Source organism: Paraglaciecola sp., from assembly GCF_051252315.1.
In the GTDB taxonomy this organism is placed as follows: Bacteria; Pseudomonadota; Gammaproteobacteria; order Enterobacterales; family Alteromonadaceae; genus Paraglaciecola.
In genome coordinates, this window is record NZ_JBPOFP010000006.1 from 68,269 (window position 1) to 83,368 (window position 15,100).

Genomic DNA, 15,100 nt, shown 5'->3' on the forward strand with positions numbered 1-15,100 from the left:
TAATGGAAATTAGATACTTAAGAGATTCAGATAGAATTGGCCTGTGTAATTTGTCTCACCAAATTAATAAAGAGCATTTCGAAAACGAGCCGAAATATTTTTGTAATCCAGGTAAAGAAGGAGCGGATTGGGAGTTCTGGAAAGCTTCTCATGAGAAGGAAGGTGGCTTTATTTTAGTTGCACTTTTAAATAATGAGATTGTAGGGTTTGTTGCCGCTGAGTTAACTGCTATGCCAAACCTTCCGTTTCTAAATCCCATAAAAAGATGCAGAATAGCTACGATTGTAGTGTCTAGAGAGCATCAACGAAAAGGCATAGGTACCGCCTTATATAAAGATGTTTGCAAATTAGCCAAAGAAGGTGGCGCGGTTGATCTCAATTTGGAGGTATTTACATTCAATAGTCCAGCCATTGCTTTTTATGAAAGACTAGGGTTTAGAAACAACTCTAACCGTATGTCCAAATCACTCGACTAATTAGTTACTTAACTAAACTTAACTTAACTTAACTTAACTTAACCTAATCATAATCTATGAAAAATCTTGCTGACCTCGTGTTTAATGACCCAAATAGAATGGAAGCGTTAAGAACTGTTAGGAGCCTAGATTTAGAACAAGGATACATAGCCGCTGGGTTTCTTAGAAATCTTGTATGGGATCACCTACATAATATAACGCCCCTCACGCCGCTAAACGACATAGATGTAATCTATTTCAATACACAGACTAATGGCCAGGAATATGATCAAGAATTATCGTCCCGACTAGAACACATTTATCCTAGTGGAAAATGGCAGGTTAAAAACCAAGCTTTGATGCACAATTATAATGGTGATGCGCCTTACACAAGCGTGATGGATGCCATGTCTTATTGGCCAGAAAAAGAAACTGCAGTGGCTGTGCGGCTATTGGCAAACGACCAACTGGAGTTTGTTACTGCCTTTTCGTTAGACTTATTGTACAACTTAACCATTAGTCATAACCCTGCCCGGTCACTAGAAATATTTAAGCAACGAGTTTCATCTAAGGGCTGGCAAACCGTTTGGCCCAAATTAAAGGTTAAAATTGTTGAGCCCAATGTACAAAAGTAACCTACTGAATGAAGTTTAAAGTTTCACCTGAACTGAATTCTGGTTAAGCTGCGCTGCTCTGGGTAAGTTGCGCGGCTCTGGGTAAGTTGCGCGGCTCTGGGTAAGTTGCGCCAGTCAACCATTTTAAGGTTATTTGGGGCGTTTGATTTCTTTCACCTCTCCAAGAAATCCGTACTCATCGCCACCTAGTCTGCCGATGGCGTTTAGTTTATTGGCGTCAACTTGTAAGCGCTGTTCGTCGTTTGGCAGAATAATTTTGTCATCTACATAAATTGCCGAAACCTTGCCTAAAATCATGGCCTGATTTGTTGTGATATCCTCTACCCTATATTTTTCACAGGCATAGGCAACACGGCACTGGCTTAATCTTGGTAAAGAAAACCCTTCGAATTCGGTAACACTTAACCCCAACTCATCAATTTCCGATACATTTTTATCAAAGCTGGCAGCACTATTTGTCACATCTTGAGCGAGCTCTCTGTGGGCAATGTGCACCACAAACTTTTCTCTTTCGATAATATTTAAACGTGTATCTTTTAACTCACCATCGGGCTTTTTACCGATAGACAACATGATTAACGGTGGCTCACTGGACACTGCACTAAAATAAGAAAATGGCGCAAGGTTAAGCGTGTTATTTTGGTTCTCGGATAACACCCATGCTACAGGCCTAGGCGTTAAAGTTTGGATCATAGTATGGTAAACACGGCTGGCGCTGAGTTGGGCTAGGTCAAAAATCATATTTTACTCGGTTAATTATTTAGTTTATGTTTACTTATGCTATACAGCATTAGCAAGGGATCGTGCTATTTTTCATAGATAACAAATGTTAAAATATTGTTAAAGCATTATTTTCTTTCAGAAATTAGGTAGTTAATGTCCCCTATTTTACGTAACTGGATTATTTTTTCTTTACTGTTGTTTTCAGTCGTAAGTGTTGTGGCTCATAGAATGGGCGCCTTCGCTCTCAAGTTAGATCTTACTTCACCACAAAATCATACGGCAATTTATGCCGCTGCTAGCGAAAACATACAACACGATATCAAGATTACTGAAAATGAAATTACCCTTAAATGTAATGTTTTACATAACCTAGAAGATAATTACTGCGCCCTAACTATTTTACTCAGCAAAGCTGGTGAATTCCCAGAGATTGCCCAGGGTGTTGATTTATCAATATATAAAGAGCTCGAGTTGGATGTAGATTATTCAGCTCCCATTGGAAGCCCTAATGTCCGAGTTTCATTTAAAAATTACAATCCTGCGTATAGTCGAGAAGGGAATTACGAATCTTTTAAATTTAATTCTATTGCCTTTGAGCCCCAATATAATAATTCGTTAGCCGCCTTACCACTTTCAAGCTTTAACGTAGAACAATGGTGGATTGATAGGTTTGATCTTTCAGCTTCCCTAAAAGATATTGAATTTTCCAATGTTTCTTACATTGAAATACTACCAAACGAAATATCCAAAATTTCTGATTATGAAATTGTTCTGCAAAAATTTATTATGGTCGGGGAGTTATTTTCAGAAGCCTCTTTATTGATTGCCATTCTTTGTCTTTGGTTAATTCTTATTGTAGGGCTAGTTGTGCAAAATACCCGTCACTTAAAGTTTCTAGCCATCACAGACGTATTAACCGGTTGTTATAACCGTAGAGGAATAACTCAATGGGCAGAAAATAAACTGAGTAATATGTACTCTAATGGCTCAATCAGTATTTTTTACTTTGATTTAGATGACTTTAAAAAGGTCAATGATGGACATGGTCACAATATTGGCGACCAACTATTATGTCAATTTACTAAACGCGTTTTAGCGTCGTTAAAACACTATAAAAATACGGAAATCAGATATAGAGTCGCTCGGCTGGCGGGAGATGAATTTGCAATTGTATTAATAAATTTACCCAATAAAGATTTAGACAAATTAGCTAGCATATTGATGGAAATGTTAACCCGCCCTATTAGCTTTAAGAGTTGTACGATTAAAACCAGTGTTAGTTTAGGTATTTGTCATACACAGATACAATCTGTTGATTTTCAAGAGTTAGTCGATAAAGCTGACATGGCTATGTACTTCGCCAAAAAACACGGGAAAAACCAATTTAAAATATTTGACGATAGCATTGCTGAAAACATTTATTTTAGAAAAAAGACATCAGAAAAAATTAAGGCAGCTGTTGAGAATGATGATTTTCACTTAAACTTTATGCCTATTTACGAATGCTCCTCCTTACACATTAAAAGAGTTGAAGTGTTAATACGCTGTAAAGCAGATAGCCTAAAAGGTATTGGCCCAGATATTTATATCCCAATTGCTGAAGAGTTTAATCTAATTCATGAAATCGATATGTGGGTGATTGAAAATACCTTTAAAACAATCGACATAAATAAAACAATGGTAGGTATAGAGCCAATAATATTCTGTATCAATATATCAGCTGTGGAATTACACCATAATAAGTTTGTCAATAAACTAAGTTCATTACTCGAAAAATATAGTATCAAAGCCCAAAATATAGAACTGGAAATAACTGAAACTAGCCTAGTAGATGCGAATGAACAAAGTATCGGCATGCTACAAGAGATACGAAATCTAGGCGTAAAACTCGCTCTAGATGATTTTGGTACCGGTTACACGGCCTTTAATCAGTTAGTTCATTATCCAGTAAACTGCTTAAAGATAGACAAGTCCTTTATCGATAATTTGTCTGCCGACAATGAAACACAAATGATTATGCTAGACGCCATTTTATCAATTGCAAAAGCATATAAACTCGAAACTGTTGCAGAAGGCATTGAGACTGCTGAGCAATTAGCCTTTATGCAAACGCACGGTTGCACCTATGCACAGGGCTACTATCTTGCAAAACCAGCTAATTTAGAGACATTACTCACACTATTAGCGAAGCAAACTTTGTAATTTTAAAGCCAATTGTTTTGTTTGTTTTTTAGCATCTTTTAAACTTAGTCCCTTTTTCATTCTGGGACGTTCATGACCTATGTCAGTTAAATAAGCGTCTTTCATTATAGTTTGTTGTTTCTTAACCAAATTGAATAACAGCTTAGGATCAATCGACGAATTTAGGTTTTTTATGGTCTGTGCAAACGTATCTTCTACCGGATAACTTAAACCAATTAACAGTGATTTAGCTATTTGCCAGTGTCCCGCAGTGTTCGGGTGGATCCCATCCCTTGAATAATAAAACTCTGAATTTAACCTTCGGTTTTCTTCTAACGATTTTTGCATGGGAAAATGGGTATCTATGACTTGCCAGTTTTTCTGTTGCTGGTTTGACAACAACCAAGTTGAATAATGATCTAATACTGAAGAATAGTCACTGTCTAACCTCGCATCATAATCGGGAGGCGTTAGGTGAGTTAACTCAGCTCCAGAGGTTAACACTGTCATATGTAGATTATTGATCCCCCTTTTGAATGCCATAAATCGGCCTTGGTCAAAGGGCAAATAGATCCCATCATTCATACCGTAACAAGAAAACACTAGATCAGGATTAAGTTTATCTAAACTACGTTGAAGTCTTTGTTTGGCGTCAGGCCTTGGGAACGCTCCTTTTGCATGACCTACTTCTGATAATCCAGAAACTGTTTCGCTAGGCAAACCAATATTAACAATTTCAAATTGCCTATTAGGAAAAGCTACACGCATGTATGATTCAAAATAGGCTACGAAATCCCCAGCATAGGTAATACTGTCACCTATAAACACAATTCGTTTGTTGTCATGTGGCAAGGTGTAAGTTGAGGTATTGGCTGGGTTACTGGATTTAGTTGCGTAGCTAGCTAGATTATCAGATAGGATATGAGGCTTATTCGTACAAGATGTTAGTGCTAAAACGCTAAAAAAGAATAACCACGATTTCACTATTGTTTTCTTATCCCTATTTATCATGTTTAGTGCCCCAATCAACCTTGATGACTTTGTTAAGATCTTTCCATTTTAGATTTAAATAATACACACCCTTTTGATCCTGGAACCACTCCCATCTCGCGGGGCCATTATCTTTGTTATGATAAGCATTAATTAATACGCCGTTTTCTTCATGGACTTCCAAAAGATATTCGCCAGCATTGGGCGTATGAATCTGCAATCTTTCGTGTCTATGCTCACCATTTAAAGTTTTATCGTAAGTAAGACTTAACAAGTTATTTGGATCATTTGAACTCGGGATATCAAATGGCTTAGCAATGATTCTATCCACTAGTTCGACTTCATATTCCACTTCTTGTTGTAACTTTTCCCAATCAAGTACATTAAGTCTAGCCAGCATTTGTGGTCGATAATGTTTTTCGGATACAACTTTAAATTGTTTCCATGCGTCTAGCGCTTTTTCAATTTCTAGTTTTGCTTTTTTTCCGTATTGTTTTAGTTGAGAATCTTGTTGAAAAAACTCTAACCACACGCCTGCTGTTATTTTATGAGCGTAGTATTTCCCTAGGTAAGAAAATGCTCGAATATCATCCAAAGATTGTTGTAATTCTAGTTTATTTGCACTTTTATTTTTGGCTTGAATTTCGGATGACAAACCCAAGGCTCGATTAGCATTGCTAATTAATTCGTTAGCCAGCTCTAACGGGCTTACTTTGTTGGTTAAGCTTTTACCTGTTAATTGCGATTTTACATATTGCCGAGCATTCATTTGCCCGGTTCCGGGCATCGATCTGGCTACTTGAAAATCATTAACGTATCTAAAGGTTTCTCTAGAAGAAGATGATTCTGCTGAAAAACGCCTGTCTCCAGGTTGAAATTGGTAACGGTTTACTGTGGGAACAATTTGTGAAGCTGCTTGCCAAGCCTTGTATAACTTATCAGGATCTACCCCAGGAAATTTAAGCCCTAAATGTTTGGTAAAAAACGATTCAGAAAGGTTTACATTGTAAGCTAGTCGGCCCCAAATCATAAAGCGGTACCAATGTTTATCGATTTCTAAACGATTATGCTCAGCTACATCTTTGTCGGCAAATGTCTTGGCCCAAACATACCCATCTGAGCCCATATGAATACCTTCTGATATATCCGACGGGATATTTTTATAAAACCTTTGCGCATATTCAGGATCCCCCCATCTATACACAAAAATGTCGTCATTCCGCAGGTTCCACCACGTATTCTTTTTAGATTGACGGATAATAGGAATAACTTTTTTAGCAATGTGCGACTTTTCTGGAGATGAATAAAGTCTGGCCATGATGTACTTAAAACTAAAGGAGAAATGATCAGGGTAATCCCCCCAATATTTTTCTATTTCATCATATCCCGAATACCAAAATCTATGGATGAAATCGACCTTTCGGTTTGGGTTTTGTAATTTGGCGTCTGCCAATCCTAGTCCATAGGTTTTCCATAACCATTTTTCACGGGACCAATTGATTACCTCGCCATCTGCGGGCATTCTTTCACCTGCGGTAATACCAATACCTTTTAGATCTGGGTAAGTTAAGACTAATTCTTTAACGGCATCCCTAAAAAAATTAACCGTAGCTGGGTTGTCTATTTCGTCATTGATCCCATATTTTTCTTGAATACCATTGGTATAAATAGCCCAAGTAATCATATGAATGTCAATGCCTCGTGATTTGGCATAGGACATGACTTTTTTCCAAAACAGGATCTTTTCATCAATGCTAATCGACTTAACTTTTTCTAAACTATTTAATACTAAAGGAGACACACCGCCAGCCTCCCCCCATACACTTACTCTTGCATCTAAAGGCGCGGTGGAACGATAAACATCGTTTAATGCAAGCTTAGGATACTTATCTAACTTTAACATCGAGGTAAATGGTTGTGGGTTCCATAAGGTTAATTGGTTGTAGCGATTGAGAGCCATTTTATCTAGATAAGCTTGCCAAAAAGAAAAGTCCCAAACAGTCTCGATATTGTGCTGGGCAGAGTCACCTGTATCGTCATAAGACGGGGCTCTAGCATCTAGAGGAATGTTAAATTTTAGGCCTCTTTTTTTAAAGTATGGTTGTTGCTGTGCCTTTATTGCCTGAAGCTTAGTACCAAATTTAAGTTGCTCTTCTATTTCTAACAAACCATACATAAACCCATGATTGTCGGGGGCTTTAAGTATTAAAGTGTGTTCCTTTGTTTTAAGATTAAAACCTTGTTCCTGTAACGTTTCATCCTTCACTAATTCAATACGTTTAATGTTTGACTGGTTAATTAGGTGATTAGGTTTGTCTAATGTCGTTTGCAGTTTTTCTAAACCAAACAGCACCATTGGACTTTGTGTTTTCGACTCTGGAAGTTGAATTGTAATGGTTTTGTTTTGGGCAAAAGCATTAATAGTGATACTTAAATATAGACAGCTTGCATAAACTAACGTTTTAATAATATTGCTTGTTTTACAAGCTGCCATTTAAATCACTCCATTTATAATTTTGTTAATGAGTTGTCACTTTAAACACAAAGGCATGTTGACCAACCTTCACCTTAGGCGCCTGAATAAAAAGCCCGTCAGCTAATTGTTGCCATTGAATGACTTCACTACTACCCAGCAGACTAATTGCCTTAATAGTAAGCTTGTCTGTATTAAATGCTCTGATATGAATTTGCTCTGTGGGCCAATCTAAAACCGTAGCGTATAAAGCATCGCCATTTGTTGTGAACCGAATGTCTTTTTCGGTATTGTCTTTATTTTTGTGTTCACTCAAGTGACCTTCTATAACCTCTGCTGGGCCTTCACCGTAAATATCCCAAGGCCTAGTATCGTAAATAGACTCACCGTTCGTTTTTAGCCAATCGCCCATTGCCAATAACCTATCGCGCACAGCTTGAGGGATTTCGCCTTGGGCTGTTGGGGTAATGTTTAATAAAACGCCGCCATTTTTACTGACTACGTCTACCAAAAAATCAATGAGGCGGTTAGCTGTTTTGTAATTAGGGTTGGCAATATGAGTCCACGAATTCCAATCGATAGAGTCATCGGTTAACCAGGGAAATGATTTTTTCTCACTCATTCGAGAGCGCTCTAAATCAAGCACTGCACTGCCCTGTTCTAAGTCTTCAAATTTATAAGTCACCACCACATCTTGCTCTCTTTTAGCAGCATGGTTGTAGTAATAACTTAAAAAATCTAAGCGTGTTTGCTCTTCAATAATGTTCATTTTATTATCAAAATACACTAGGTCAGGACTATATTTGTCGACCACCTCTAAAATTTTAGCCAACCATTCTTGGTTAAACTTTTGGTCTGGTAATGGATCCGCATGGGTCATATTTTTAAAATCAAACGTGCCTTTAGGCACTTTTGGCCCATACAAGTCAGCGTATTCCGGGTTACTAGCATCCGTATTTTCATCCCAAGTTGGATACCAAGCGTACTTCCACTGGTGATGGAAAGTGGCAATAAACTTCATGTCTTGTTCGCGAATAGCTTTGGCCATTTCACCAACAATATCTCGCTTTGGCCCCATATCAGCAGCGTTCCATTTCGTAAGTTCACTGTCCCACATGGCAAAACCATCAGCATGTTCTGTTACCGGACCCGCAAACTGAGCGCCTGCTTGTTTAAACAAAGCCGCCCATTCTTGAGGATCAAACTTATCTGCGGTGAACATTGGAATAAAATCTTTATAACCAAATTCGTCTAACGGGCCGTAAGTTTGCTCATGGTGTTTGCGAATTGGATGCCCTTCTTGATACATCCATATTGAATACCATTCAGTCTTATGGGCTGGCACGGTATAAGGGCCCCAATGGAAATAAATGCCAAATTTAGCATTTAGGAACCAGTCCGGTGTCTGATGTTTTTTGACTGAGGACCAATCTGCTTGATACGGATTTTCGCCATCTTGGTGCTCAAGCTTGACTGACTCTACTTTGTTGGTTGTATAACAACCAACAAGCAGCAATACACAAATACTACACAAGATTGACTTAATCACTTTGATGGACCTTTTAAGATTTTAATTGTTTATATGAGACAACAAACTAGCCTAGATCCACCATAGTTTAAAATGACCAATATTTGTGTAAATCTGATAATTATGGCCATATAAGTACTCTATTATAAAATTAGGTGATTTCTGTTAACTAATTTAGGGCTTCTTTTAAATCGTAAATTTTATTCATTGGCACCCACTTTTGTCCTTCTTTTGCCCATTTGAGTGGTTTTTGATATTTCCACATTAACTCTTCCCACTCAGCACTTTCTTTTCTTCCTTGCTCCGTTCGAGGAGGTTCGTTTGGGTCAAACTCAACTGTAGTTTCCATTATCATAACCAGCCTGTCTCCTAGGTGGTATATCTCCATATCTAATATTCCTAACTCCTTCATATTAGTCGTAATTTGTGGCCATGCATGTTCTGGCTTGTGATATTCAATGTATTCTGAAATAAGTTTAGGGTCGTCATTTAGGTCTAACGCTAAACAGTATCGAATTGATTCACTCATGTATTTATTCCTTAACAATATTTATATATTTCGTTGTTGTTTTTGTCTAACTGTTATAATCTTAATCAAATATAAAATCCACAGTTTAACCATAAATTGGCAATATAAATTTAATTATAAGCCAAATAATTTGTATTAGAGACAAACAAGATGCTCAAACAAAAACTCACTCTGCCCAAAAATATTCTTTTAATTTCACTAGCAACACTGCTTTCTGGGCTAACAAGTACATCAGCTATTTCGGCAAACGACTGGGAAAACCCTGAAGTTATTCAAATAAACCGTATGCCAGCTAGAAGCACATCCTATTCATTTGACACTGTTGAACAAGCATTAGAGAGAGATAGAAAACAATCTAGCATTCAATCTCTAAATGGTGATTGGAAGTTTAATTTTGTAGATAAAAGCGAAGACCGTCCACTAAATTTTTATCAGCAAGACTTTAATAGTGACAACTGGAAAACCATACCTGTTCCTTCAAACTGGGAGTTAGAAGGCTACGGCATGCCTATCTACACAAACTCTACTTACCCAATGTTTGAAAACGTGAATGATATTGTTCCACCTTTAATCACTCGCGATAATCCAGTGGGATCATATATAAAAGAGTTCACTATCCCTAAGAATTGGAATGACCAGCAAATTATTTTACATTTTGCAGGTGTAACCTCAGCTTATTATTTATGGGTTAATGGTGAAAAGGTTGGTTACGCACAAGGTAGTCGTTTGCCTTCTGAATTCGATATCACTGAATATATTGTAAAAGGCAAAAATACCATTGCCCTGCAAGTATTTCGATGGAGTGACGGGAGTTATTTAGAAGATCAAGATCACTGGCGTATAAGTGGTATTCACAGAGAAGTATTACTGATGGCGCAACCTAAAGTTGCCATTAATGACTTTTTTGTGAAAACAACACTAAATTCAGATTACACATCGGCTGTTCTAGATATCAATCCCAAGTTATCTAACATTGAACGCAAAAAGTTAAAGGGCTGGAAAGTTGAAGCGCAATTATTTGACGCTAATCATAAAGCAGTAAGCAATACAAAAATGTCTGTGGATGCGTCACTTCCTAGCCGTATTAAATTCCCACAACGAGATACCTTTAAGTTTGGATTATTATCAACCACAGTTGAAAACCCTAAACTTTGGTCTTCTGAAACGCCTTATCTATATAATTTGGTACTAAGTCTTAAAGACAAAACAGGCAAATTAGTAGAAACACGAAGTACTCGGGTAGGTTTTAGAGATGTTAAATTCAATTCTGAACAAGAAATGTTAATTAACGGGAAAAGTGTAGAAATTATTGGTGTAAATCGTCATGATCATGACGCGATTAAAGGTAAAGCACTGACGCGACAAGACATTCTTGATGACGTTTTATTATTAAAACAATTTAATTTTAACTCTGTGCGCACATCCCACTACCCTAACGACGCCTACTTTTATGAATTAGCTGACGAGTACGGTTTGTATGTAATGGATGAAGCCAATGTTGAATCACATGGTGTGGGCGGTTTGTTAGCCAACTTGCCTGAATGGAATCACGCCATCACAAATCGAATCGTGCGCATGGTAGAACGTGATAAGAACTACCCTTCAATTATTTCTTGGTCAATGGGTAATGAGTCTGGAACAGGTCCAAATTTTGCCGCAGCCGCTGGTTGGATGAAAGATTACGACCCTAGTCGATTTATCCACTATGAAGGCGCTCAAGGTGATCCTACCCATCCTGATTATATTGGGTTGACTGGTCGCCACTATTCAAAAGACATTACGAGTCAATTACATACACCTATGGCTAACCCAACGGATCCTAGGTTTGTTGATGTGATTAGTCGTATGTATCCTAACTTAGATGATTTGTTAGGCTTAAGTGATAGTCCATATGTTAAGCGCCCAATATTAATGTGTGAATACGCTCACGCTATGGGTAACTCATTAGGTAATCTTGCTGAATACTGGGATATAGTTAGAGATCGTAAAAATATTATAGGTGGTTATATTTGGGATTGGATTGACCAAGGCATTGAAACAAAAAATGAAAAAGGACAAACCTATTTAGCGTACGGCGGAGATTTTGGTGATACGCCTAACGATTCAAACTTCTGTTTAAATGGTATTGTTGATTCTTATCGTCAACCTAAGCCTCAAATGTGGGAAGCTAAATATGTTTTCCAACCAGCTAAGTTTGTTGCAAAGGATCTGTCTAAAGGAAAAATTTCCTTAGAAAACAGACAAGATTTTATTAACTTTAGTGACTATGAATTACGTTGGGCCATATCTGAAGATGGCATAGTAATTTCTGAAGGTAAGATGACTGATTTGGACATAGCACCTGATCAAGTAAAAAACTTAAAACTGCCTTACAAAAAGCCAAAAGTTAAAGCTGATGCGAATTACACATTAAGAGTTAGCTTACATACAACACAAGATGAAATTTGGGCCAAAGCAGGTCATGAAGTAGCTAAACAACAATTTGTGCTACCTTACTCGAAAAAAGCAAACGCCAATACTTCCTCTTCTAAAAATGGTGAAGTTAACTTTAGTAAGACTGGTAATGTTTATGTAGTAAAAGGTAAAAACTTTAGCAGTTCATTTAATAAAACCACTGGCTTTTTAACTGAATATACCCATGGAAATCAAGCTGTCATTACGCAAGCATTGAAACCCAACTTCTACCGACCTCAAACTGATAACGATAGACTAGGTTGGAAAACAGATAAGAACATGGCTATTTGGAAAGCTGCTTCTCAATCCATGAAGCTTACTAAATTCGACATTTTTAAAACTGATAATGTAATAAGTGTTAAGACGGTTCATACTCACACAAATCAAATTGCGGTTTCAACAACATACCTTATTGACGCTAGTGGAAAACTTAATGTCTCAATGGATTTAGACGCAGACAAGTCGCTTCCTTCATTGTTACGAGTGGGTATGACGACTGGAGTCAACTCAACATTTGGTGAAATGTCTTTTTATGGTAAAGGCCCATTTGAGAACTACCGAGATAGAAACCAAGGGGCTGAGTTAGGTTTGTATTCTGGTAATGTTGACTCATTTGCATACCAATATGTTCGTCCACAAGAAAGCGGAAATAGAACCGATATAGATTGGTTGTCTTTAAGTAATAAACAAGGTGTGACATTTAAAGTAGATGGGGTACAACCTCTAAGTATGTCAGTATGGCCATGGACTGCAGAAAATCTTGATACCAGTACACATACTTATGATCTGATCAAAAACAACTTTAACACTGTTAATATTGATTTGATTCAAGCAGGTGTAGGTGGAAATGATACTTGGAGCCCTAAAGCCGCCCCAATCAAAAAGTATCAAATACCTGCGGGTAACTATAAGTACAGCTTTAGTATTAGTGTGAAAAAATAAAGTAAATTTTGTCAAATAAAACACCTGTATATGAACAGGTGTTTTTTGTGTATGAACCCAGTCAATTGACCCAATTTATACACTAGTTTTAGTAGGAAAAAGTATGTTTAAAAATATGAAATTGAATTTAAACCTGTTAGTTGCGGCAGCAGTATTAACCGCTTGTAACAGTACATCGCCAGATACCGACACAAGTCGTAACACAGGAAATAACAATCCTGATAAACCTAACATCGTAATTTTTTACGTGGACGACTTGGGATATGGTGATGTTGGCGCTTATGGGGCTAAAGGTGGAGAAACACCTAACATAGATGCCTTGGCCAAAAATGGTTTACGTTTTACCGATGCACATAGTTCAGCGGCAACGTGCACCCCATCTAGGTATTCATTACTAACCGGTGAACATGCCTTTCGTAAAAAAGCCAAAGTGTTGAAAGGTGACGCCAAAATGTTGATCGATCCGGGTCAACCCACCATTGCTTCACTAGTAAAAAAAGTCGGCTATAAAAGTGCCGTGGTAGGAAAATGGCATTTAGGCTTAGGAGATGGAAAAAATCCTATTGATTGGAACAAACCAGTAAAACCCGGCCCTCTAGAAATAGGGTTTGATTATAGTTATTTATTACCGGCAACGGGAGATCGTGTCCCTACCGTTTATTTAGAGAATTACACAGTTGAGGGGCTATCGGATAACGACCCGTTAAAAGTAAGTTATACCTCAAAAATAGGTGATCGACCTGTTGGCAGAGAAAATCCTGAACTCTTACGCCAGCCAGCTGATGACCAGCACGCGGATACTATAGTCAATGGCATAAGTCGTATTGGCTATATGCAAGGCGGTAAATCAGCCGAGTGGAAAGATGAAGATTTTTACACAGTATTTACCGATAAAGCCAATGACTTTATCGCAGAAAATAAGAACAATCCTTTCTTCTTATTTTTCTCTTTCCACGATATTCACGTGCCTAGATTACCCAATAAACGTTTTCAAGGTAAAAGTGAAATGGGCCTTAGAGGTGATGCCATCGTACAAATGGATTGGATTACTGGCCAAGTCGTTAAACAATTAAAAGACCAAGGTGTTTTAGACAATACGTTAATTATATTTACCAGCGACAATGGACCAGTATTAACTGATGGTTATGACGACGAGGCAATTCAAAAATTAGGTGCACATAAACCAGCAGGACCATTTAGAGGTGGAAAATACAGCGCCTACGAAGCTGGAACCCGTGTGCCTACCATAGTTCATTATCCAAACAGAGTTAAACCAGGTGTTAACAGCAGCCTAATGAGTCAAATTGACGTATATGCATCTATCGCAAATATGTTAGATATTCCAATGGCCGACAATGAAGCAATAGACAGTGAAATACTCACCTCTACATGGTTGGGAGAAAGTGACACTGGCAGAAAACAATTGATAGAAGAGTCGTATACCCTTTCGGTTAGAGTGGGTGACTGGAAATACATTGCGCCAGCCAAAGGAACCAACGATTGGATTAGAGATAATAAAAATATCGAAGGGGGCTTTCAGCCAACACCTCAATTATTTTATTTACCTAATGATTTAGGTGAACAAACAAACCTAGCCGCTGCTGAGCCACAAATGGTGGAGAAACATCAAAAAATAATTGATGTTATTGTGAATAGAACCACACGATAGTCGGAAGCATTAAAACAAAGCCAGCTTAAAAGCTGGCTTTTTATTGAACCAAATAACCTTTACCGCCCCGAAAGGGGTTATTTATTCCGTAGTTCATACTCTTTTCTAAAAGCACTTGGTGTTAAACCCACTTCTTGTTTAAACACTCTTGAGAAATAATAGATATCACAAAATCCACATTGCTCAGCCACTTGATCAATGTTTGCATTTGCTAATAATAATTTCTGTTTAGATAACGCGATACGTTTATGTAGGATGTATCGTTTAGGCGAAATGTTAAAGGCCGCTTTAAATTTTCGGGAAAAATGTTCAGGAGAAATATTCGCAGCTTCAGCCATATCTTTTACATCTGGCGTATTCACAACATTCTCATTAATCATAGTTAAAGCGGGTAGTAATGACTGATGTCTAAAAGAGTGTAATCCCATTTTACTTTCTTCAAATGTTTCCATAAATGGCTCAAGTAAAGCTAAGAGAATTTGAGTTCGGGCAAATGTTTTTGATGTAGTTCTGTCTTGTGT

Annotated in this window: 11 protein-coding genes; 5 read left to right on the top strand and 6 right to left on the bottom strand. The window is 37.6% G+C overall.

The annotated features are described in order from the left end of the window. Positions 1 to 2: 2 nt before the first annotated feature. Positions 3 to 476 (top strand): N-acetyltransferase family protein, encoded by a 474-nt coding sequence (locus ACSHXM_RS02075; RefSeq protein ID WP_435687063.1) that lies wholly within the window; start codon positions 3 to 5, stop codon positions 474 to 476. 56 nt (positions 477 to 532) lie between these two features. Then, positions 533 to 1,090: a nucleotidyltransferase family protein gene (locus ACSHXM_RS02080; protein ID WP_435687064.1), complete on the top strand. Its 558-nt coding sequence runs from the start codon at positions 533 to 535 to the stop codon at positions 1,088 to 1,090. A 129-nt stretch (positions 1,091 to 1,219) separates the two neighbouring features. Here ACSHXM_RS02080 and ACSHXM_RS02085 read toward each other — a convergent pair whose 3' ends face one another. After that, positions 1,220 to 1,831 carry a flavin reductase family protein gene (locus tag ACSHXM_RS02085; RefSeq protein ID WP_435687065.1) on the bottom strand — a complete coding sequence of 204 codons (612 nt, stop codon included), beginning with the start codon at positions 1,829 to 1,831 and terminating at the stop codon, positions 1,220 to 1,222. 135 nt (positions 1,832 to 1,966) lie between these two features. On the opposite strand from ACSHXM_RS02085, the gene ACSHXM_RS02090 reads away from it, so the two are divergent. Then, a complete protein-coding gene (locus ACSHXM_RS02090; RefSeq protein WP_435687066.1) occupies positions 1,967 to 4,015 on the top strand; it encodes a putative bifunctional diguanylate cyclase/phosphodiesterase in 2,049 nt (682 codons plus the stop codon). Here the strand turns inward: ACSHXM_RS02090 and ACSHXM_RS02095 are convergent. The 4 genes from ACSHXM_RS02095 to ACSHXM_RS02110 all read right to left on the bottom strand — a co-directional run bounded on the left by ACSHXM_RS02095 (position 3,995) and on the right by ACSHXM_RS02110 (position 9,514). Then, complete coding sequence (locus ACSHXM_RS02095; protein ID WP_435687067.1) at positions 3,995 to 4,978, bottom strand: SGNH/GDSL hydrolase family protein; 984 nt, start codon at positions 4,976 to 4,978, stop codon at positions 3,995 to 3,997. The genes ACSHXM_RS02090 and ACSHXM_RS02095 overlap by 21 nt on opposite strands. A 16-nt stretch (positions 4,979 to 4,994) precedes the next feature. Further along, a complete protein-coding gene (locus ACSHXM_RS02100; RefSeq protein WP_435687068.1) occupies positions 4,995 to 7,478 on the bottom strand; it encodes a hypothetical protein in 2,484 nt (827 codons plus the stop codon). A gap of 25 nt (positions 7,479 to 7,503) precedes the next feature. Further along, positions 7,504 to 9,006, bottom strand: coding sequence for an alpha-L-fucosidase (locus ACSHXM_RS02105; protein WP_435687069.1), 1,503 nt, complete (start codon positions 9,004 to 9,006; stop codon positions 7,504 to 7,506). Positions 9,007 to 9,154: 148 nt separating this feature from the next. Then, on the bottom strand, positions 9,155 to 9,514 hold the full coding sequence (locus ACSHXM_RS02110) for an L-rhamnose mutarotase (protein ID WP_435687070.1): 360 nt from the start codon (positions 9,512 to 9,514) through the stop codon (positions 9,155 to 9,157). Between the two features lie 150 nt (positions 9,515 to 9,664). Between ACSHXM_RS02110 and ACSHXM_RS02115 the strand changes: the two genes are divergently transcribed. Next, positions 9,665 to 12,910 (top strand): glycoside hydrolase family 2 TIM barrel-domain containing protein, encoded by a 3,246-nt coding sequence (locus ACSHXM_RS02115; protein ID WP_435687071.1) that lies wholly within the window; start codon positions 9,665 to 9,667, stop codon positions 12,908 to 12,910. A 103-nt stretch (positions 12,911 to 13,013) separates the two neighbouring features. Further along, positions 13,014 to 14,579, top strand: a complete 1,566-nt coding sequence (locus ACSHXM_RS02120; protein WP_435687072.1) for a sulfatase family protein — start codon at positions 13,014 to 13,016, stop codon at positions 14,577 to 14,579. Between the two features lie 77 nt (positions 14,580 to 14,656). Here the strand turns inward: ACSHXM_RS02120 and ACSHXM_RS02125 are convergent. Next, positions 14,657 to 15,100, bottom strand: a 444-nt coding sequence (locus ACSHXM_RS02125; protein WP_435687073.1) for an AraC family transcriptional regulator, incomplete at its 5' end; no start/stop codon positions are given.

What these genes read in the sequence shown, in the direction of transcription:
- ACSHXM_RS02075 (WP_435687063.1), top strand. Translation starts at nt 3, where the DNA reads ATGGAAATTAGATACTTAAGAGATTCAGATAGAATTGGCCTGTGTAAT.
- ACSHXM_RS02080 (WP_435687064.1), top strand. Translation starts at nt 533, where the DNA reads ATGAAAAATCTTGCTGACCTCGTGTTTAATGACCCAAATAGAATGGAA.
- ACSHXM_RS02085 (WP_435687065.1), bottom strand. Translation starts at nt 1,831, where the DNA reads ATGATTTTTGACCTAGCCCAACTCAGCGCCAGCCGTGTTTACCATACT.
- ACSHXM_RS02090 (WP_435687066.1), top strand. Translation starts at nt 1,967, where the DNA reads ATGTCCCCTATTTTACGTAACTGGATTATTTTTTCTTTACTGTTGTTT.
- ACSHXM_RS02100 (WP_435687068.1), bottom strand. Translation starts at nt 7,478, where the DNA reads ATGGCAGCTTGTAAAACAAGCAATATTATTAAAACGTTAGTTTATGCA.
- ACSHXM_RS02110 (WP_435687070.1), bottom strand. Translation starts at nt 9,514, where the DNA reads ATGAGTGAATCAATTCGATACTGTTTAGCGTTAGACCTAAATGACGAC.
- ACSHXM_RS02115 (WP_435687071.1), top strand. Translation starts at nt 9,665, where the DNA reads ATGCTCAAACAAAAACTCACTCTGCCCAAAAATATTCTTTTAATTTCA.
- ACSHXM_RS02120 (WP_435687072.1), top strand. Translation starts at nt 13,014, where the DNA reads ATGTTTAAAAATATGAAATTGAATTTAAACCTGTTAGTTGCGGCAGCA.